Genomic DNA, 19,106 nt, shown 5'->3' on the forward strand with positions numbered 1-19,106 from the left:
GCAGCGCTCCCTCGGCCGAGACCGTCCGCCGAAGGAGAGCCACCATGTCGACCTGGGCGTCACCCCTGCTGGAGCCGGGGTCCACGATCCTCGACGACCGTCAGCGCGCGGTCGTCGAGACGGTGTCGGCCGCGGAGCGGGCCCACATCCTCGCACTGCCGAGCGACGACCTCCTCGACCCGCGGCGGCGCGCCCGGATCGAGGCCACCGGTCCCGAGCTGTTCGCCCAGCCCGAGGCGGTTCGGGCCACGCTGCTCCGCAACGCCAACACTCTGGACGCCGTGGCCGAGCGCCTCGCAGCCGGCTTCCGGCGCGTCGTGCTCGTCGGCGCCGGCGACTCGCTCGCCGTCATGGCCGGAGCACGCCTCGCGCTCGAGCAGATGCTCGGCGTGCCGTGCGAACCGGTCCAGAGCCTGGAGTTCGCCTACTACGCGGCGCACGCGCTCGACGCCTCGACCGCGGTCCTGGCCCTGTCGAGCTCGGGGGAGACGACCCGCACGGTCGAGGCGCTGCTCGTCGCCCAGCGGCACCAGATGTATACGGTCGCGCTGACCAACACGCGCGGCTCGACGCTCGAGCGCGAGGCGACGACCGCGCTGCAGGTCGAGGCGACCCGCGTCGGCTGGCCGACGCAGTCGTCCACCGCCGCGCTGGCGCTCCTGCTGGAGCTGGCGGTCCGGGTCGGTGAGCGCCGGGGCGCGACGGGCGCCGGCGAGCTCCGGTCCGCGCTCGACGCCCTGCCCGGCCTCATGGCCGTGACGCTCGGGCGCACGGACGCGACCGTGGCGGCGATCGCCGAGCGCGAGGTCCGGTCGCGCACCGTGCTCTTCGCGGGCGGGGGCCCCAGCGCCGCCGCCGCGACCATGGGCGCCGCCAAGGTCAAGGAGTGCACCCCCGGCCACGCGTTCGCGGTCCAGGTCGAGGAGTACCACCACTACACCTCGCAGAAGCCCGACGAGCCGCTCGTCCTGCTCGCCCCGTCCGGGCCCACGGTGCCCCGCGCCACGGACACCGGACGGGACGCCCACCGCTGGGGCGGCCGGCTGTACGTCGTGACCACCGAGGGCGAGCGAGCCTTCGACGACCTCGACGCCGAGGGCGTGCTGTTCCTGCCGGCCGTGCCGGAGCCGCTGTCCCCGCTGCTCTTCGTGCTGCCCGCGCAGCTCGTCGGCTACCACCTCGGGCTCGCCGGCGTGCGCGCGGCCGAGACGGACGCGGCGGTGGCGCGTGCCTGAGCGCCCGACCCTCGTGTGCGCGGGGAACGTGACGCTCGACGTCGCCGTCGCTCCCGACGGGCGGCGCACGACCGCGGTGGGGGGTGACGCGGTCTTCGCGTCGCTCGCCGCGCGCCTCGCCGGCGGAGAGCCTCAGATCCTGGCGCCGCTCGGCAACGACGTGCCCGACGCTGTCGCCGACGTCGTGCGCCTGGCCGGCACGCCGCCCGAGGACCTCCCGGCGCGTGACCTCCCGACCGTCCTCGACGTCGTGCGGTACCGGGCCGACGGCAGCCGCACCTGGGAGCTCGTCCACGGCGAGCGGCACTTCGAGGAGATGTCGCCCGGCCCGGCGGACGTGACGCCCGCGATGCTCGCCGCAGACGGCGTCCTCCTGTCCGGGATGGCGCTCGCCGCGCAGCTCGCGCTGTCGTCGTGGCTGCGCCCGAGGACGTCCGCGACCGTCTACCTCGACCCCCAGGAGGACTACGTGCCAGGCAACGAGAGAGCGCTCCTGGAGGCCGTCGCGGCGTGCGACGTCTTCCTGCCGAGCGAGGTGGAGGCGCTGGCGCTCGCGCGGGTCGACGACGTCGAGGACGCGATCCGGTGCTTCCTCGAGGTCGTGCCGGTCGTCGTCGTGAAGCGCGCCGAGCACGGGTGCCTCGTCGCGACGCGCAGGGGCCGCACGCCCGTGGTCGTCCCGGCGGAGCGCGTGGTCCCGACGGACAGCACCGGCGCCGGCGACGCCTTCTGCGGGGCGTTCGCCGTCGAGCACCTGCGCAGCGGGGACCCGGTCGCCGCCGCGCGGGCCGCGAGCGCGGTCGCGCGCGTCGCCGTGTCGGGCGTCGGGGTCGACGCGCTGGCGGACGCCGTGCGCTCGATGGAGTCGGAGGTGGCGCGCTGATGCGGCTCACCGTCGTCAACCCCAACGTCTCCGACGAGCTCACACGCAGGATCGCGGGAGCGGCCGCGGCCGTCGCGCCCCAGGACGTCGACGTTCTCGGGGTCCATCCGAGCGGGGGCGTGCCGAGCGTCGAGAGCCACGCGGAAGAGGTCGTCGCGGCGGCCGGCGTGCTCGAGCAGGTCCGTGCGCACGACGCGACGTCCGACGCGTTCGTCGTGGCGTGCTTCGGGGACACGGGCGTGGCGGCGGCCCGGGAGGTCGCGTCCGGTCCTGTGGTCGGGATGACCGAGGCCGCACTGATGGCCGCGTGCCTCGTCGCGCACCGCTTCACCGTCGTGACGCTGCCCACCCGGACGCGGGCCCACTCGGAGCGCGTGGTCCGCGCGCTCGGGCTCGAGCACCGGTGCACCGTCCGCGCGGTCGACGTGCCCGTCGCGCATCTCGAGTCCGGGTCGACCCACCTGTTGGAGACGTTCGTCGCCGAGAGCCGGGCGGCGCTGGAGCTCGACGCGGCCGAGGCGGTCGTGCTGGGCTGCGCCGGCCTGGCCGACCTGGTCGACCCGTTGCAGGCCGAGCTCGGCGTCCCGGTGATCGAGGGTGTCGCCGCCGCGGTCGGCATGGCGGTCGGGCTGCACCGCATGCGGCTGGGCACGTCGCGAGCGAGCAGCTTCGCCGCCGTCCCCGCTCTCCCGGAGGTGCTCTTCCCATGACGCTCGTGTTCACCGACGTCCTCGTCTACGACGCCGCGGCGCCGAGCGGCATGCTCGGCCCGACCGACGTCGTGGTCGAGGGGAACCGGGTCGCCGCGGTCGGTCCGTGGGACCGGCAGGGCGCTGCGGACGCCCGGGTCGTCGCGTGCGACGGACGTTGCCTGCTCGTCCCCGGGTTGGTCAACGCGCACTTCCACTCGCCGGCCAACCACCTCAAGGGCTCCGTGCGGAGCCTGCCGCTCGAGCTCTTCATGCTCCAGGAGTCGCCGGCGGACGCTGCCCTCGCGCCCACGGCGCGCGAGGCCTACCTGCGGACCATGCTGGGCGCGATCGAGATGCTGCGGCTCGGCGTCACGAGCGTGCAGGACGACGCCTTCCTGATGCCGGAGCCCGTCCCGGAGGTCGTGGACGCGGTCGCGTCCGCGTACCGCGACAGCGGCATGCGGGCCACCCTCGCGCTCGACCAGCCCGAGCTGCCGGAGCGGGACAAGCTGCCGTTCCTCGACGAGCTCGCAGATGTGCGGTCGACGCTCGACGCGCCGGCCCCCGCGCCGGCGGCACGGCTGCTCGAGGCGTACGACCACCTGCTGACGACCTGGCACGGAGCGGCCGGCGACCGCATCCGCGCCGCGGTGTCGGTGTCGGCGCCCCAGCGGGTCAGCCCGGAGTACTTCGCCGCGCTCGACGACCTCGCCGAGCGGCACGGCCTGCCGCTGTTCGCGCACATGCTCGAGACCAAGGCGCAGCGCACCCTCGCGGACCAGCAGCCGCGGTTCGCCGGCCGCTCGCTGGTGCGGTACACCGCCGACCTCGGCCTGCTCCGGCCCCACACGAACGTCATCCACGCCGTCTGGGTCGACGACGACGACCTCGACCTGGTCGCCGCCGCCGGGTCGACGATCGCGCACAACCCGGTGAGCAACCTGCGCCTGGGCAGTGGCGTCATGCCGTGGCGGGCGGCGCTCGACCGCGGCATCCCGGTGGCGCTCGGCACCGACGAGGCGATCTGCGACGACACGGTCAACGTGTGGTCGGTCGCGAAGACGGCCGGGCTGATCCACAACGTGTCGGGGCTCGACAGCGACGACTGGCCGACCTCGACGGAGATCCTGACGGCCCTGTGGGAGGGCGGCGCGCGCGCCCAGGGACGGGCGGGCGAGCTCGGTGCGGTCCGCCCGGGGATGCTCGCCGACCTGGCGCTCCTGGACCTGGACGCCCTCGCGTTCACGCCGCTCAACGACCTGCGCGAGCAGCTCGTCCACTGCGAGGACGGGCACGACGTCGTCATGACCGTCGTGGACGGGCGGGTCGTCGCCGAGGACGGTCACGTCACGACCGTCGACGAGCGGTCCCTGCTGGCCGAGGCGCGCGAGCTGTTCGCCGCGCGACGACCGGCCGTGGACGCCGCGCGCGACGCGGCACAGCACCTGGTCCCCGCCTACCAGCGCGTGGTGCGCCGGGCAGCGGCGACAGACGTCGGATTCACACGATGGGTGGGCACACGATGAACGCACGCTACGAGTACCGCAGCATGCCGGACCGACCGCGCGGGACCTGGCCGGGGGGCGCCGGCCTCGCCGTCATGGTCTGCGTGGGCGTGGAGGAGTACCGCTTCGGCGACGGGCACACCGAGGACGCGCTCCCGGGCGTACCGGCCCCGGACCTCGTCAACACCGCGTGGCGCGACTACGGGAACCGGGTCGGCGCCTTCGCGCTCTTCGACACGCTCGAACGCCTCGGCGTCCCGCCGACGGTCCTGCTCAACACGGACGTCTACGACACCGCGCCGGACGTCGTCCGGGCGGCGCGGCGCGTGGGCGGCGAGATCGTCGCGCACGGGCGCAGCAACTCCGACTCGCTCGCGGGCATGACCCCGGACGCCGAGGGCGACTACCTGCGTGACGTCGCGGCACGGATCGAGCGCCACGAGGGCGCACCGCCCGGCGGGTGGTCGAGCCCGTGGCTCGCGCACACGCCGTCGACGGTCGACCTGCTCGTCGAGGCCGGGTACCGGTACCTGCTGGACCTCCGCCTCGACGACCAGCCCGTCTGGCTCACGTCGCGCTCCGGGCCGCTGCTCTCGATCCCGTACAACGCCGAGATCAACGACTCGAGCACCATGATCGGGCGCGAGACCCCCGCGCGGGCCTTCGCCGACATGGTCGTGGACGAGTTCGACGCCCTGCTCGAGGCGTCCGCGGAGCGCCCGCTCGTCATGAGCGTGGTGCTGCACTCGTTCATCACGGGGGCGCCGTTCCGGCTGCGAGCGGTCGAGCGCGCGCTGGCGCACCTGGCAGCACCCCGCCCCGGCGTCTGGCTGACCACGCCCGGCGAGATCCACCGTGCCGTCCTGGCCACGCCGGACCTCTTCCCGGGCCTCGCCCCCTCGGCTCCGTCGGCCCCGTCGGCCCCGTCGGTCCGGGCGGCGCTGCGATGAGCGCCGTCGCGACGCAGCCGGAGACCGTCCGGCACGAGGCCGTCGAGCCTGTCGCCACCGTCGAGGGCTTCTCGCTCTCGCTCGTCCGGGACGGCGCGCGTACCGAGGTGCTCCACGACGTCGACCTCGTGATCCGTCCCGGCGAGGTCCTCGGACTGGTCGGTGAGTCCGGGTCCGGCAAGAGCGTGCTCGCGCTCAGCCTCCTCGGCCTGCTGCCGCAGGCGTCCCGGCCGCAGAGCACCGGCACGGTCAGCGTGACCGGGGTCGACATGGTCGCCGCCGACGAGGCCACCCGCCGACGCGTCCGCCGGGACGCCCTGGGCGCGATCTTCCAGGACCCCATGACCTCGCTGAACCCGACCATGCGGGTCGGCCGCCAGCTGCGGGAGGTCACCCACGACGACGACGAGTCGGTCCGCCTGCTTGAGACCGTCGGCGTCCGGGACGCGACCCTCCGGCTGCGGGTCTACCCGCACGAGCTGTCGGGCGGCCTGCGCCAGCGCGTCATGGCGGCGATCGCGGTGGCGGGCCGGCCGCGGCTCGTCGTCGCCGACGAGCCGACCACGGCGCTCGACGTCACCGTCCAGGCGCAGCTCCTCGACCTGCTGCGCGAGCTCCGCGACGACTTCGGGTGCTCCGTGCTGCTCATCACGCACGACCTCGCCGTGGCCGACCAGATCGCCGACCGGCTCGCCGTGATGTACCGCGGGGAGCTGGTCGAGGTCGGTCCTGCCGCGCAGGTCGTGCGCGCGCCACAGCACGACTACACCCGGTCGCTCCTCGCGTCCCGCCTCTCGTTGGGATCGCCCCGCGACGAACGGTTCGCCGCGCCGGGCGCGGACGCCCCGGCCGCGGTCGTCGTCGAGGGGGCGCGCCGCGAGTTCGGCACCCGTCGCCGGGGACAGACCGTGGCGGCGGTCGACGGCGTCGACCTGCGGATCGCCGCGGGGGAGGCCCTCGCGGTCGTCGGCGAGAGCGGGTCCGGCAAGTCGACCCTCTTGCGGATGATCGCGGGGCTCGACCGGCCCACCTCCGGCACGGTCGAGGTCGTGGGCGGGGGCGGCGCGCAGATGGTCTTCCAGGACGCCGGCTCGTCCCTGACGCCCTGGCTCACCGTCGGCGAGACGCTCGCCGAGCGCCTGCGCGGTCGCCGGCTCCCGCGGGCCGACGTCCGCGCGCGCGTCGAGGACGCCCTGGCGGTCGTCGGGCTCGGTCCCGAGGTCGCCCGGGCACGGCCGGCGCAGCTGTCCGGCGGGCAGCGCCAGCGCGTGGCCCTCGCCCGCGCGACGATCGTGCCCCCGTCGGTGCTGCTCTGCGACGAGCCGACCAGCGCGCTCGACGCCGCGCTCGCGAAGAGCGTCCTCGCCCTGATCCGCGACCTGCGGGCGCGCTTCGGGATGACGGTCGTGTTCGTCACCCACGACCTCGCGGTCGCACGGCTCATGGGCGACCGGATCGCCGTGATGAGCGCCGGACGCGTCGTCGAGGTCGGGCCGCCCGACCAGGTGATCGACGACCCCCAGCACGACTACACCCGGAGCCTGCTCGCCGCCGTCCCCGAGCTCGTCGGCCGCACCGAGGGAGCCGCCTGATGTCCACCACGTTCGTCCCCCGGGCCCGCCTGCGCCCCGGCACCGTGTCGGGGCTCGACATCGCCCGCCCCGTGAACCTCGCGCTCGTGGGGGTGCTCGTCCTCGTGACGCTCGTCGCCGCGCTCGCCCGCGTGCTCGCCCCCTACGACCCCATCCAGCCCGTCGGGCCGCTGAACCTCCCGCCCTTCAGCCCTGGCCACCTGCTCGGCACGGACTCGATCGGGCGCGACCTGCTGTCGCGCACCCTGGTCGGCGTCCAGTCGAGCTGGTTCAGCGCCCTGGCCGTCGTCGCTGTCGGCCTCGTCGTCGGCGGGACCGTCGGCGTCGTCGCCGGCGCGAGCGGGGGCCGCGTCGACGCCGTGCTGATGCGCGTGACCGACCTCTTCCTCGCGCTTCCCGGCGCCCTCGTCGCGATCGCCATCGTGGCGGCGCTCGGACCCGGCCTCACGCACACCCTCGTCGGTGTGGTCATCGTCTGGTGGCCCTACTACGCCCGCATCCTCCGGGGCGAGGTCAAGGCGCTCGCCGCCCGGCCGCACGTCGAGGCGGCCCGGCTCGTGGGGACGGGCCGGTTCCGGCTCCTGTCCCGGCACCTGCTCCCGGGCGTCGTCCCGACGGCGATCGTCACCGCGAGCCTCGACGTCGGCAACGTCGTCCTGCTGCTCGCGGGGCTCTCGTTCCTGGGGCTCGGCCAGCAGGCGCCCGCCCCCGAGCTCGGCGCCGACACGTCGCGGGCGCTCAGCCAGCTCCTCAGCCAGTGGTGGGTGCCCGGGATCCCCGGCCTCGCCGTCCTCGTCCTGACCCTGGTGGCGAACCTGGGCGGCGACGCGATCCGCAACCTCGTCTCCGGGAGGCGATGACCGTGCTCCGATTCCTGGCCAGGCGCCTCGGCGCGGCGGTCGTGATCCTGCTCGTCCTGTCGTTCGTCGTGTTCTTCCTCCAGCAGGTGTCGCCGGGCGACCCGGCCCGCGCGTACGTGGGTGCGAACGCGTCCACGGCGACCGTGGACGCCGAGCGCGAGCAGCTCGGGCTCGACGACCCCTTCTTCGTCCAGTACGGCCGGTTCCTGGCCGGCGCGGTGACGGGCGACCTCGGGCGCTCGCTGCGGACGCGCCATGCCGTGACCGACGACCTGCAGACCTACCTGCCGGCGACGGCGGAGCTCGTGCTCGCCGCGTTCGGCCTCGCGCTCGTCCTCGCGGCGCTCTTCGCCCTGTCGGCGACGCGGCGCTGGCCCGGCGCGGCGCCCCTGCGCGGCGTGCTCCTCGTGCTCGCGTCCGCGCCGCCGTTCCTGCTCGCGCTCGTCGGGATCATCGTGTTCTTCGGCAGGCTCGGCTGGCTCCCGGCGGGCGGGAGGGGCGACTACGTCGACCCCGGCCCCACCGGGATGCTGGTGCTCGACACGCTCCTGCACGGCCAGACGGACGCGTTCCTCGACGCCGTGTGGCACCTCGTGCTGCCCGCGACGGTCCTCGCGATCGCTCCCGCCGTGGCGATCGGGCGCATCTTCCGCGCCTCGCTCGACGGCGCGCTCGAGACCGACTACGTCCGGACCGCGCGGTCGAAGGGGCTCACCGAACGGCGGGTCCTCGCGCACCACGTCGTACGCAACTCCGTGGGACCGACCCTGGCGATGGCCGGCCTGCAGCTCGGGTTCATGTTCGCCGGGGTCGTCGTCGTCGAGCAGGTGTTCTCGTGGCCCGGCATCGGCAACTACCTGGCGGCGTCGATCCCCGTCGCCGACTTCCCCGCGATCGCGGGCGTGACGCTCGTGCTCGGGGCCGTCTACGTCCTGACCAACACGCTCGTCGACCTCCTCCAGGCGGTCTGCGACCCCCGGGTGGTCGCCGAGTGAGCCGCCGCACCGAGCGGCCGTCCGCCCTGCCCGCACCGTCCTCCCCGCACCACGCCCGTCATGCACCGAAGGAGAACATCGTGTCCCACCGCACCAGGAGATCGTCGACCCGCCTCGTCGTCGCGGGCGCCCTGCTGCCGCTGCTCGCGCTGTCCGCGTGCAGCTCCGGCACCCGGACCGACGCGAGCGCCCCCGGGAGCAGCGCGTCGGGCGACAGCACGCTCACCGTCGGGCTGCTCGGCGACATCGGCCAGCCGCCGGACCCGGACATCTACTACGCCAACAACGGCACGGCGATCATGACCAACGTCTACGAGGGTCTGGTCCAGTACAAGAACGACACCGACACGGTGCAGATCGCGCCGCGGCTCGCCACGTCGTGGGAGGTGAGCAAGGACAACACCGTCTACACGTTCCACCTGCGCGACGGGGTGACGTTCCACGACGGCACGCCCTTCACGTCGGCGGCCGTCAAGGTCGCGTTCGACCGCCGCATCGCCGTCAAGGGTGGCGCCGCCTACATGGTCGAGGGGGTCAAGAGCGTCGCGACGCCGGACGCGTCGACCGCCGTGGTGACCTTGGCGTCCCCGAACGCCGCGTTCCTCAGCTACCTGGCCTCGCCGTTCGGGCCCAAGATGGAGTCGCCCACCGGGCTGACGAAGCACGCGGGCGGCGACGACGCCCAGACCTACCTCGCGTCGCACGACCTCGGCACCGGGCCCTACACGCTCTCGTCCGCGGAGACCGGCGTGCGGTACGTGCTGAAGCAGTACCCGGGCTACTGGGGCACGACGTCGCCGTTCACGACGGTCGACCTGCCCGTGTACACGGACGAGTCGGCCCTCGAGCTGGGCTTCGACAACGGCAAGGTCGACGCGATCGTCGCCGCCCTGCCGTCGTCGAGCCTCGACAAGTACGCGAAGGCGTCGTACGCGGCCAACTACTTCCTGCCGACGCTGCAGGGCGCCATGGTCACCGTGAACTCGTCGCACGCCTTCTTCGCCGACGCCGACGCCCGGGTGGCGTTCCTCCAGTCGATCGACCAGTCTCAGCTGGTGAGCCAGGTGCTGGGCAAGCGGTCGTCGGTCGCGACGACGATGTATGCCAAGGGGATGATCCCGGGCGGCGGCGACAAGCAGGCGATCAGCCACGACCCCGCTGCGCTCACGGACTACCTGAAGGCCCACCCGGCGGGCGGCACGAAGCTCGTCGTCGGGTACGCCAACGGGAACGTCAACGCGCAGCAGATGGCGAACATCGTCGTCGCGAACCTCGTCGCAGACGGCCTGAAGGCGACCGCCCAGGGCTACGACACCTCGACCGTGTTCGGGTGGATCAACGACCCGACGAAGGGCCCGGACGCGTTCATCGACGGGAACAACGGACCCGACGGCGGCGACCCGTACATGTGGGGGCACGTCTTCTGGGACGCGTCCGGCGGGATCAACTACTTCGGCTGCCAGTCCGCGGACGTCAACAAGACGCTGGACGACGCCGTGAAGACGGGCGACGTGGACGCGTACCTCGCCGCGGGCGAGGCCTACGGGAAGACCGGCTGCTTCCTCAACCTCTCGTACAACCGCGACTGGGTGCTCGCCCAGAAGTGGCTGACGGGCGTCGCGGAGGCACAGAACATCGGTGCGAACGAGCTCGACTTCTCGAAGCTCGGGGTCGCGAAGTGACAGGAGGCCGGTCCTGATGGACGACGCCACCCGGAGGGCATCATGACGACGACGACGACGGCGCCCGCGACCGCGCCCGCGCGCTCGCTCTCGCGCCAGATCTACGACACCGTGCGCGAGCGGATCATCCTCGGGCACTACCCCGAGGGGAGCCGGCTGCCGGAGCAGCGCATCGGTGACGAGCTCGAGGTCTCGCGGGTGCCCCTGCGCGAGGCGGTGCCGCTCCTCGAACGGGACGGGTTCGTCCAGACGTTCCCGCGGCGGGGCGCGATGGTGACGACCTGGGACACCAAGGCGATCGACGACCTGTTCGACGTCCGCCTGTGCCTCGAGGTCGGCGCCGCCGGGCACGCCGCCCGGCAGATCGCGCTCGGAGGCTCCATGGCACCGCTCGACGAGGCGCTCGCCGCCTCCCGTCGGGTGGTCCAGGAGCGGGACGCGTACGCCATCGCCCAGGCGAGCACCGCCTATCACGAGACGATCGTGAAGACCGCCGCGAACGACCTCATGCTGAAGATGATGCGCACCATCTCGGGGCGCATGACCTGGCTGTTCTACCGGACGAGCGGTCTGCCAGTCGACGACGCCCTCGACGAGCACGTGAGCCTGCGGGACGCCATCGCGTCGGGCAACGAGCGGGTCGCGGAGGCCGTCGCGTACGCGCACATCGAGCGCGACCGGGAGCCGTCGTTCGCGGCGCTCGCGCAGGGCGGGCCCGGGACGCCGGGCGACTGACCTCCTGTGTGGTGCCGCGTGGCAGGTCGAGATGAAGCTCCTGGCGGACCACGGCTACCGAGCGATCGCGCACGACCGCAGGGGGCACGGCCGCTCCGCGCAGCCGTGGGACGGCAACGACATGGACACGTACGCGGCCGATCTCGCCGCCCTGGTCGAGGCGCTCGACCTGCGCGACCTCGTGCTCGTCGGGCACTCGACGGGCGGCGGCGAGGTCGTCCGGTACGCCGCGCAGCACGGCGGCGACCGGGTCGCGAAGATCATCACCGCGGGCGCCGTCCCGCCCGTCATGGTCAAGTCCTCGTCCAACCCTGAGGGCACGCCGATCGAGGCGTTCGACGAGATCCGCGCCGGCGTGCTCAAGGACCGCTCGCAGTTCTACCGCGACCTCGCGTTCCCGTTCTTCGGCGCCAACCGCGACGGCGCCGAGGTCTCCGAGGGCGCCCGGGAGGACTTCTGGCGCCAGGGCATGCTCGTCGGGCTCCAGGGCGCCTACGACTGCGTCAGGGCGTTCTCCGAGACCGACTTCACCGACGACCTCAAGGCTCTCGACGTACCGATGTTCGTCGCGCACGGCGACGACGACCAGATCGTGCCGCTCGCCGACTCGGCGCTCAAGACGGCCGAGCTCGTCCAGGACGTCACGCTCAAGGTCTACCCGGGTGCGCCGCACGGGATCTACGGCGCGTACCAGGAGGCTCTGGACCGCGACATCCTGGAGTTCATCCGCTCCTGAGGGCGCCGGCACCCCGGATGCAGCCCGTGCGTGCGCGTGCCAGGGTGACCAGCATGTTCGTCGCCCTGCGCGACCTCCGCTTCGCCCGGGGTCGCTTCCTGCTGATGGCGTCCGTCATCGTGCTCATCACCTACCTCGTCGTGTTCCTCGCCTCGCTCACGCAGGGGCTCGGCGCGGACTCGACGTCGGCCGTGACGCAGCTCCCCGCCGACCACCTCGCGTTCACCGTGGCCGACGACGCCGAGCCCGCGGGCCCGGGCGGCGGCCCGACGTTCACCGGCTCGCAGGTGACCGAGGAGCAGTGGAAGGCCTGGGCCGACGTCGACGGCGTCACGGACGCCCAGCCGCTCGGCATCGCGACGGCGCGCGCCACCTCGGCGACCACGACCGCCGCGGTGACCGCGTTCGGCGTCGAACCGGGCTCCGGTCTGCTGCCCGACGACAGCACCGACGTGGCCGCCGGAACGGTCCTGCTCTCGAGCGGCGCGGCCGACGACCTGGGCGTGCACGCCGGCGACGCCGTCACGGCCGGCGACCTCGACCTCACGGTGTCCGCCGTGCTCGGCGACACCGCCGCGTACGCCCACACCCCGGTGGTCTGGCTCGCGCTCGACGACTGGCAGAGCCTCGGCGCCCACCTCGCCCCGGGGGCGTCACCGACGACCGTCGCCACCGTCGTCGCCCTGACCACCGACAGCAGCGCCGACCTCGCCGCCGCCGACCAGAAGATCGGCACGGTCACCGAGACCCGCCGCGCCGCGAAGAGCGCCATCAGCTCGTACTCCTCCGAGCACGGCTCGCTGCTGCTCATGGAGGTCTTCCTCGTCGGCATCTCCGCGCTCGTCGTCGGGGCGTTCTTCACGGTCTGGACCATCAGCCGCAGCGGCGACATCGCGGTGCTCAAGGCCCTCGGTGCCTCGACGCGCTACCTGCTGCGCGACGCGATCGGGCAGGCGCTCGTCATCCTCGTGATCGGCGTGGGTCTCGGCACCGTCCTGGCCGCGGTCACGGCCGTGCTGCTGCAACCCGTGGTGCCCGTGCTGGTCTCCGCCGGGACCGTGCTGCTGCCCGCCGTCGTCCTCGTCGTGCTCGGCCTGCTCGGCGCCGCGCTCGCCGTCGGCCAGATCGCCCGCGTCGACCCGCACGCCGCGCTCGCGGCCCGCTGATCGGGAGCCCTCATGGACCTGCACCTCGAGCACGTCACGCTCGTCTACCCCGACGGGGAGTCGACGCTGACCGCGGTCGACGACGTGTCCCTGACGGTCCCGTCGGGCACGACGACGGCTCTGCTCGGACCGTCCGGATCGGGCAAGTCGAGCCTGCTCGCGGTCGCGGGCGGCCTCACGCCGCCCACGTCCGGCAGCGTCACCCTCGGCGACGGCGAGCCCCTGTTCACGACCACCACCACGCGCGACGTCGCGACGCGGGCACGGCTCGACCGGATCGGCTTCGTGTTCCAGCAGCCCCAGCTCATCGCGTCCCTGACCGCGCTCGAGCAGCTGGAGCTCCTGTCGCACCTGCGCGGCAAGCGCCCGTCGGCCGCACGAGAGCACGCACTCTCGGTGCTCGACGCCGTCGGGCTCGGGCCGTGGGCGCACAAGCGGCCCGGCACGCTGTCGGGCGGGCAGCGTCAACGCGTCGCGATCGCGCGGGCGCTCGCCGGGTCGCCCGACGTGCTGCTCGTCGACGAACCGACGTCGGCCCTCGACCACGAACGCGGCACCGAGATCATCGAGCTGATCACGTCGCTCGCGCGCGAGCTCGGCGCCGCCACGCTGCTCGTCTCGCACGACGAGTCCACGCTCGACGCGGTCGACCGGCGCGAGCAGCTCGTCGACGGTCGGCTGGTGGAGACGTCGCCCCGCACGTCGCCGGGCACGTCGCCGGGCACGGGAGAGGCGGCGTGACGTCGGCTCGCGGTACCGCGGCCCGAGGACACCCGGTCAGGGCGCGAGGTCGATCCGACGACCCTCGCCCATGTCGTCTCCCTTGAGGCGGCGTGTTCCGGCGGCTCTACGCGGGCTGCGCGCTGTGGGCGGGGACGGCGCTGACCGGGTGGACAGGGCGACCTCGAGGGCGTCGTCGGCGGGGCACGGGAGGTCGGGGACGACGCCCGTGCCCTCCCAGTTCGTGCCCGTGACGGCGTTGACGGACCGCGCCGTGGGCACGTGGAGCTGCAGGTGCAGGCCCAGGTCGAAGGCATCGCGGGGGTGGGCGCCGCCGCCGGTGGTCTCGCCGACGACGCGGGCGCGGCCGAGGGCCTGGAGGTCGTAGGCGAGCTCTTCGCCGCCGCTGAACGTGCGCGCGCTCGTGAGGACGTCGACCGGCACGTCGAGCGGGAGCCGGGGCGCGACCGACGGCGTGGTCCAGGTGGGAGTGACCGTGCCGTCGCGCGTGACGAGGTCCTGCAGGTGGACCGGCTCGTCGCCTGTCAGGTGGCTGACGATCAGCGCGACCGACTCCGGCACGCCGCCCACGCACTCGCGCAGGTCGAGGACCATGCGGGTGACGCCTCGCAGCAGCGTGAACGCCGCGGCAGCGGCCGGCCCGACGTCCTCGGGGAGCAGCACGACGGGTCCTACGTCGATGAGCCCGATGTTGCCGTCGAGCCGGCGGACCTGCGTGATCCCGGGTCCGTGCGTGCGGGCCTGCTCGACGAGCCAGGCCCGGGTCGACGCGTCGTCGTCCGCGGGGGGCACGCCGTCGGGGTAGTGCCGGACGCGGAGGTGGCGGTCGCCGTTGACAGACTGGAGCGCGGCCGTGAGGGTGACGGCGGTCCCGGCGTCGTCGGCGCCGGCGAGGCGGACGCCGTCGAGCGCGGCGCAGATCTGGCGGGCGACGTCGGGGAAGACGTAGTGGTCGCGGACGAGGTCCTGGATGCGGGAGATGAGCATCACGCCAGCCAACCGGTGCCGTTGACAAAGCGTCTAGCGCTCTTGACGCTTGATGACATGACCGACGACACCGAGCGCACCACCCCCGCCCAGGTGGCCGCCCTGGGACACCCGATGCGGAGCCGGATCTGGCGCGAGGTCGGCTCCGAAGGCGCCACCGTCAGCCAGCTCGCGAACCGCCTGGTGACCAACAAGGGCAACGTGGCGCACCACGTGAAGGTGCTGGTCGCGGCCGGTCTGCTGGCCCCGGGGCGCACCCGGACCGTCCGCGGCGGCACCGAGCAGTACTACGTCACGGTCGCGTCCCGGTTGGTCCTGGACGACCGGGCGACCGATGCGACGCTCGCCCTGCTCGGCTCCGTCGCCGAGGAGATCGCGGCGGCGCGCGAGCCGCTGCTCAACCACCGGACGATCCGGCTGACGCGCCGCCAGGCCGACGCCCTGGTCCGGCACCTCGACCGCGTCATCACCGAGCTCGAGCCGGCGGGGGAGCGGGAGGCGTCCTACGGCGTGCTCGTCAGCGTGTACGCGCGGTAGGGAGCGGGCGAGACGCTCAGAGCGAGCTACCGTCTGGCACGTCAGTCGCGCCCGTGACCGGATCCGTTCGAGAGACGAAGATCTGGTAGTCGTCTTCTTCGGTGCTCACTCCGATGCTCACTGTCCGGTCGACGTCGGACGCGACGAACTCTGGAACAGCCCACGTGAGTCCGAGACCACTGATATCAAAGTCGACCCCGAGCCGAACGCGTGTCCACGGACCGATAGCGGTGGAGGACTGGACGCTCAGCAGGAACTCGCCTGTCGACGACACCACACCTGCGGTGCGCGCGCTGTCGAGCCAGGCCTCCTGCAGACGGCGCATCTCGGTCCCGTCGTCGGTATCCGGGATCCGCCTGGCAGGTATCGCCGAAACGACGACGAAGGCTCTCCATACGGACCAGACGTCCTCGGCTGAGCCGTACGACCCCGTCACGGTGAGTCCCGATCGCTCCGCTGCGCTGACTGTCTCGTCCATTGATCAGATCCCTGCACTACAGGTATTTCGCCACGTCCGAGCTCGGAGGCGCCGAGAAGGGTCGGCGAGGTTGCGGCCTCTGGGCCTCAGCGCGTACCCAGGCCGCTGAGAAGGTCGCTGAGCGCCTCGGGCAGGTGATCTGGCGTCAGTCACTCAAGTCCTCAAGATCCTCCTTGAGGCTTTCGATGAGCTCCCCTGCCCAGCGGGGATCCCAGGTGCGCGAACCGATGACTTGAACGATGACCTCGCGTGGGAGAAGTTCGGACGATGAGATCTCCACCATCGCCTTGAGCTCAGCCTTCTGAGCCCCTTCGTCGTCTTCGATGGAGAGGGTTACAGCGAGGGCGCGTACCAGGGGTTCGATCCTTCGGGGCGTGGCGGCAGACGAGATCCAGGCCGCAAGTCCGTCTGCTGCGCTCGCTTTCATGGCTGCGTCTGGGTCGTTCAGGTCACGAATGATCGTGCGGAAATCGTCGGCATCGCTCACAGATTGTCGCCCTTCCACCATGGGCAGTTCATGCTGTTGCTCCGCGCGACATATTCGTCGAACGACATCCGCTGCGTGGGATAGACCGTGTGGTGGTCGAACGCACCAGGGCTGCCGTTCTCCGCGCCATCCGCGACGGTAGCCAGGCCATCGGGGAGGGCCTTGGAGGGTCCTCGGGCCGGACCTCGTAACCTGACTCCTTGTGCGTTGCAACCGGTCGAAAGTCCTCGGCCGTCGCCAGGTCCATGCTGCGGGCTCGACCGGCATCAGAGGGAGAGGCCCCCGGCGTACGCCACGACTTCCTGAGCCGAGACGTCCGCCAGGCCTGGGACGCTATCCGGGAGGAGCGATCGCAGCCGTTCACGTTGAGCGTCGCCGCCGATGACGACGCAGCCGCCCCAGGGATGCAGGTTGAGGGGGACCAGGGCCGCGTAGCCGAGAGGGCTTGTGGCAGCAAGGTAAGAAAGGGCCGCGAAACGGTCCATAGCTGTGATGTCGATCTCGGGTGACATCTGACGGAGCATCGACCGCTGCAGTGTCGCGGCCGACGCGGCAAACCAATTGCCTGGCGAACCGTCCGACGGCGCGATCGCAAGAGCGGAACCGAGACCGCGTGAAAGACGGGTGGCGGCGAAGAAGTCGTAGAGCGATGATGCTCCGGGGTCGAGCGCGCACCATTCTGAGTGCTGTGACACGCCCCGAGGCGTGATCAGGTGACTGTCGCCGATGCTCTCCCGGCACAGGCCTTCATACCGGGCCGCAAAGCCTCTGCCGGCAGCAGCCGTAGCTGCTCGCAGCCGCCAGGTCGCAAGCCCGTACCAGGCCTCGTCTCGCCACGATGCACAGAGCTCGGAGAACATCTCGGGCTCGTCGTCGAGCTCGGCCGGCAGCCAAAGGGCCGAGGGGAGCGTCGTCGACGTGTCCTCGGGCCAGCCGCATAGTGCTAACAGTGCCTCGCCGTCGATGGTCGTGATGGCTACCATATTCTCTCGCTTCCGTAGAAGAGGTGCTCTCCGTGAGGTCCGTGATAGTGCGGCAATGCGTAGGTATTGTTGTCCTGGAAGTAGTGCCCATTTGCGTGATGCTCGATCACGATCTCATCGAGGTCGTCAAACGCTTCACCGCGGTCGACGTATGCATGGAGTTCCTCCCACGGCTCACCCTGGGGACCGTTGAGGTTGGGGTTTCGGCCGTACATGGCGCGGGAATCGACGAGCAACTCGTCGGTCACACCGTGGGCCTCGAGCACTGCCGCTCGCGCCTCTGCTTGTGTGGCGAAGTAGCGGTCCGCCTTCTTCGAGACGATCTCGGTCGCGTCTTTGCGCGCAGCGAGTCCGGTTTGTCCTAGGCGGTGCGTCCCCATGTTGTGGACGAGGACGGGGTTGGCACCGGCGAGGACGTAGTAGGTGTGGAAGGCGCGGACGTGGATGTTGTAGACGGGCACGCCGCCGTCGGCATCGGTCTCGCCCGCACTCGCGGGGTCGACGTGCTCGATGTCGATGACGTCGAGGCGGACCGTGCCGGCGTGTGAATCGGCGGCGGTGACCAGGTGGTCACCGGGGCGGAGGTCGCGGGCCGCGATCCAGCCGAGGCCGTGGACCATCAAGGGGTGCTCGTCGGTCGTGGTGACGACGTGCCCACCGATGGTCAGGTGGTAGAGCGTGGAGGTCTGTCGGACGAAGGTTTCCTCGATGGTCTCGATGAGGTCGACACCGGCGGTGAGGTCGTGGGTGAGGACCTTGTCGCCGGCCCGGAGGGTCTCGATCGGTTTGTGCCCGTCGGGGGTGCGCACGAGGGTGCCGGCGGTGAAACAGGTCCCGAAACCGACCTTGCACGCGGCCTTGCGGCCGAAGCCCTCGAGCCCGTTCTTGATCCCGCCCTTCGCCAGCCCCTTCAACCCTGCCAACGATTCGCGGGCACCGGCTTTGAGGGCGACCTTGGAGATCCCGGTCGCGGCCTTCGCTGCCGCGCCGAGGCCGATGACGGACAGGGCGGCGCCGGCGATTGCGATCCCGGCGTCGGTCCACGACCGTTCGCCGGTGGCCGCCAACGCGATGTTGGCTAACGCGGACACGATGGCCGCGACCGCCGCGACGACCAACAACACTCCGGCGAGGGCGGTGCCGACGACCGGGATGAACGCGACCACGATCGCCAAGATCCCCGCGATGGTGGAGATGACGTCGGCGATGTCCGCGATCGCGGCGACGACCTTGGACCCCCAGTTGTCCCACCACGAGTCGTTCAGATCATCGTGTGCCGTGATGTCGGTGATCTGGGCGATGGCGTTGTCCGCCGCCCGGTCCCGGTCCGACACCGCGGTGTCGATGTCACCCTTGGCCGCGTTCACCACGCCGTGCGCGACGGACACCCGGTCCGACGCGGCGTCGGCCTTGTGCTGGTAGACGGTCTTCTCATGCGGGTCGGTGGCGTCGTCCGCGAGCTGCTGCCACCGGGACTTGGTCCCGGTCGCGTCCGCCGACTCGTCCAACGCGCCGATGGCCTTGTTCAACGCCGCCAGGGTGTCGGACTGGACCCTGTCCAGCACCCCCGCATACGACACCAAGGCGTTCCCCGCGGCCTCGTAGCGGCCGTGCGCCTTCCGGATGTCCGAGATGACATCTTGCTTGCGGTCCATCACCGCGTCCACCGCCGCCGACACCGTCCCGTCCACCGACAGGCGGTCCAGAGCCGACGCCGCGTCGTCGATCGCCGACGCGACATCCAGGTAGTCCCGGCCACCCGCCAGCACCAGCACCGGATCACCCGGCGTCGGATCGATATCCAGACCCACCGGCGACCAATCAGCCGGACGACTCACCGCGAACCACCGTCCACCGCACCC

Annotated in this window: 19 protein-coding genes; 14 read left to right on the forward strand and 5 right to left on the reverse strand. The window is 72.3% G+C overall.

What is annotated here, in order from left to right; translation table 11 throughout:
- Positions 1–44 precede the first annotated feature (44 nt).
- The 13 genes from CLV34_RS10415 (at position 45) to CLV34_RS10475 (ending at position 13,772) form a co-directional block, all read left to right on the forward strand.
- Entirely contained in the window at positions 45–1,235 is a 1,191-nt protein-coding gene (locus CLV34_RS10415) for an SIS domain-containing protein (protein WP_100350206.1), read from the forward strand.
- On the forward strand, positions 1,228–2,118 hold the full coding sequence (locus CLV34_RS10420) for a carbohydrate kinase family protein (RefSeq protein WP_100350207.1): 891 nt from the start codon (positions 1,228–1,230) through the stop codon (positions 2,116–2,118). The genes CLV34_RS10415 and CLV34_RS10420 overlap by 8 nt, the downstream gene beginning before the upstream one ends.
- Positions 2,118–2,828: an aspartate/glutamate racemase family protein gene (locus CLV34_RS10425; protein ID WP_100350208.1), complete on the forward strand. Its 711-nt coding sequence runs from the start codon at positions 2,118–2,120 to the stop codon at positions 2,826–2,828. Before CLV34_RS10420 ends, CLV34_RS10425 begins: the two co-directional genes overlap by 1 nt.
- Complete coding sequence (locus CLV34_RS10430; protein ID WP_100350209.1) at positions 2,825–4,336, forward strand: amidohydrolase family protein; 1,512 nt, start codon at positions 2,825–2,827, stop codon at positions 4,334–4,336. The genes CLV34_RS10425 and CLV34_RS10430 overlap by 4 nt, the downstream gene beginning before the upstream one ends.
- Complete coding sequence (locus tag CLV34_RS10435) at positions 4,333–5,265, forward strand: polysaccharide deacetylase family protein (RefSeq protein WP_100350210.1); 933 nt, start codon at positions 4,333–4,335, stop codon at positions 5,263–5,265. Before CLV34_RS10430 ends, CLV34_RS10435 begins: the two co-directional genes overlap by 4 nt.
- Positions 5,262–6,857 carry an ATP-binding cassette domain-containing protein gene (locus tag CLV34_RS10440; protein ID WP_100350211.1) on the forward strand — a complete coding sequence of 532 codons (1,596 nt, stop codon included), beginning with the start codon at positions 5,262–5,264 and terminating at the stop codon, positions 6,855–6,857. Before CLV34_RS10435 ends, CLV34_RS10440 begins: the two co-directional genes overlap by 4 nt.
- Positions 6,857–7,717 carry an ABC transporter permease gene (locus tag CLV34_RS10445; protein ID WP_100350212.1) on the forward strand — a complete coding sequence of 287 codons (861 nt, stop codon included), beginning with the start codon at positions 6,857–6,859 and terminating at the stop codon, positions 7,715–7,717. The genes CLV34_RS10440 and CLV34_RS10445 overlap by 1 nt, the downstream gene beginning before the upstream one ends.
- On the forward strand, positions 7,714–8,712 hold the full coding sequence (locus CLV34_RS10450; protein WP_100350213.1) for an ABC transporter permease: 999 nt from the start codon (positions 7,714–7,716) through the stop codon (positions 8,710–8,712). The genes CLV34_RS10445 and CLV34_RS10450 overlap by 4 nt, the downstream gene beginning before the upstream one ends.
- An 80-nt stretch (positions 8,713–8,792) precedes the next feature.
- Entirely contained in the window at positions 8,793–10,394 is a 1,602-nt protein-coding gene (locus tag CLV34_RS10455) for an ABC transporter substrate-binding protein (protein ID WP_211289412.1), read from the forward strand.
- Positions 10,395–10,436: 42 nt separating this feature from the next.
- A complete protein-coding gene (locus CLV34_RS10460; RefSeq protein ID WP_100350214.1) occupies positions 10,437–11,129 on the forward strand; it encodes a GntR family transcriptional regulator in 693 nt (230 codons plus the stop codon).
- A 4-nt stretch (positions 11,130–11,133) separates the two neighbouring features.
- On the forward strand, positions 11,134–11,865 hold the full coding sequence (locus CLV34_RS10465; protein ID WP_281255190.1) for an alpha/beta fold hydrolase: 732 nt from the start codon (positions 11,134–11,136) through the stop codon (positions 11,863–11,865).
- Positions 11,866–11,918: 53 nt separating this feature from the next.
- On the forward strand, positions 11,919–13,031 hold the full coding sequence (locus CLV34_RS10470; RefSeq protein ID WP_100350216.1) for an ABC transporter permease: 1,113 nt from the start codon (positions 11,919–11,921) through the stop codon (positions 13,029–13,031).
- 12 nt (positions 13,032–13,043) lie between these two features.
- Positions 13,044–13,772 (forward strand): ABC transporter ATP-binding protein, encoded by a 729-nt coding sequence (locus tag CLV34_RS10475; protein ID WP_100350217.1) that lies wholly within the window; start codon positions 13,044–13,046, stop codon positions 13,770–13,772.
- 36 nt (positions 13,773–13,808) lie between these two features.
- Here the strand turns inward: CLV34_RS10475 and CLV34_RS10480 are convergent, their stop codons facing one another.
- Positions 13,809–14,759 (reverse strand): S41 family peptidase, encoded by a 951-nt coding sequence (locus CLV34_RS10480; protein ID WP_100350305.1) that lies wholly within the window; start codon positions 14,757–14,759, stop codon positions 13,809–13,811.
- Between the two features lie 57 nt (positions 14,760–14,816).
- On the opposite strand from CLV34_RS10480, the gene CLV34_RS10485 reads away from it, so the two are divergent.
- On the forward strand, positions 14,817–15,296 hold the full coding sequence (locus CLV34_RS10485; protein WP_100350218.1) for a winged helix-turn-helix domain-containing protein: 480 nt from the start codon (positions 14,817–14,819) through the stop codon (positions 15,294–15,296).
- A gap of 16 nt (positions 15,297–15,312) precedes the next feature.
- On the opposite strand, the gene CLV34_RS10490 is transcribed toward CLV34_RS10485, so the two are convergent.
- The 4 genes from CLV34_RS10490 to CLV34_RS10505 form a co-directional block, all read right to left on the reverse strand.
- Entirely contained in the window at positions 15,313–15,774 is a 462-nt protein-coding gene (locus tag CLV34_RS10490; RefSeq protein ID WP_100350219.1) for a hypothetical protein, read from the reverse strand.
- A 145-nt stretch (positions 15,775–15,919) separates the two neighbouring features.
- Complete coding sequence (locus tag CLV34_RS10495; RefSeq protein WP_100350220.1) at positions 15,920–16,261, reverse strand: hypothetical protein; 342 nt, start codon at positions 16,259–16,261, stop codon at positions 15,920–15,922.
- A 266-nt stretch (positions 16,262–16,527) separates the two neighbouring features.
- Entirely contained in the window at positions 16,528–17,244 is a 717-nt protein-coding gene (locus CLV34_RS10500) for a hypothetical protein (RefSeq protein WP_100350221.1), read from the reverse strand.
- Positions 17,238–19,055 carry a polymorphic toxin-type HINT domain-containing protein gene (locus CLV34_RS10505; RefSeq protein WP_157803793.1) on the reverse strand — a complete coding sequence of 606 codons (1,818 nt, stop codon included), beginning with the start codon at positions 19,053–19,055 and terminating at the stop codon, positions 17,238–17,240. The genes CLV34_RS10500 and CLV34_RS10505 overlap by 7 nt, the downstream gene beginning before the upstream one ends.
- Between the last annotated feature and the right edge of the window lie 51 nt (positions 19,056–19,106).

The sequence above is a fragment of the Luteimicrobium subarcticum genome (assembly GCF_002798015.1).
GTDB classification, from domain to species: Bacteria; Actinomycetota; Actinomycetes; order Actinomycetales; family Cellulomonadaceae; genus Luteimicrobium; species Luteimicrobium subarcticum.

Excerpts from the sequence above, each read along its gene's own strand:
- CLV34_RS10445 (WP_100350212.1), top strand. The coding sequence starts at position 6,857 with ATGTCCACCACGTTCGTCCCCCGGGCCCGCCTGCGCCCCGGCACCGTG.
- CLV34_RS10500 (WP_100350221.1), bottom strand. The coding sequence starts at position 17,244 with ATGGTAGCCATCACGACCATCGACGGCGAGGCACTGTTAGCACTATGC.
- CLV34_RS10460 (WP_100350214.1), top strand. The coding sequence starts at position 10,437 with ATGACGACGACGACGACGGCGCCCGCGACCGCGCCCGCGCGCTCGCTC.
- CLV34_RS10475 (WP_100350217.1), top strand. The coding sequence starts at position 13,044 with ATGGACCTGCACCTCGAGCACGTCACGCTCGTCTACCCCGACGGGGAG.
- CLV34_RS10485 (WP_100350218.1), top strand. The coding sequence starts at position 14,817 with ATGACCGACGACACCGAGCGCACCACCCCCGCCCAGGTGGCCGCCCTG.
- CLV34_RS10490 (WP_100350219.1), bottom strand. The coding sequence starts at position 15,774 with ATGGACGAGACAGTCAGCGCAGCGGAGCGATCGGGACTCACCGTGACG.
- CLV34_RS10415 (WP_100350206.1), top strand. The coding sequence starts at position 45 with ATGTCGACCTGGGCGTCACCCCTGCTGGAGCCGGGGTCCACGATCCTC.
- CLV34_RS10425 (WP_100350208.1), top strand. The coding sequence starts at position 2,118 with ATGCGGCTCACCGTCGTCAACCCCAACGTCTCCGACGAGCTCACACGC.
- CLV34_RS10480 (WP_100350305.1), bottom strand. The coding sequence starts at position 14,759 with ATGCTCATCTCCCGCATCCAGGACCTCGTCCGCGACCACTACGTCTTC.
- CLV34_RS10450 (WP_100350213.1), top strand. The coding sequence starts at position 7,714 with ATGACCGTGCTCCGATTCCTGGCCAGGCGCCTCGGCGCGGCGGTCGTG.
- CLV34_RS10435 (WP_100350210.1), top strand. The coding sequence starts at position 4,333 with ATGAACGCACGCTACGAGTACCGCAGCATGCCGGACCGACCGCGCGGG.
- CLV34_RS10440 (WP_100350211.1), top strand. The coding sequence starts at position 5,262 with ATGAGCGCCGTCGCGACGCAGCCGGAGACCGTCCGGCACGAGGCCGTC.
- CLV34_RS10430 (WP_100350209.1), top strand. The coding sequence starts at position 2,825 with ATGACGCTCGTGTTCACCGACGTCCTCGTCTACGACGCCGCGGCGCCG.
- CLV34_RS10470 (WP_100350216.1), top strand. The coding sequence starts at position 11,919 with ATGTTCGTCGCCCTGCGCGACCTCCGCTTCGCCCGGGGTCGCTTCCTG.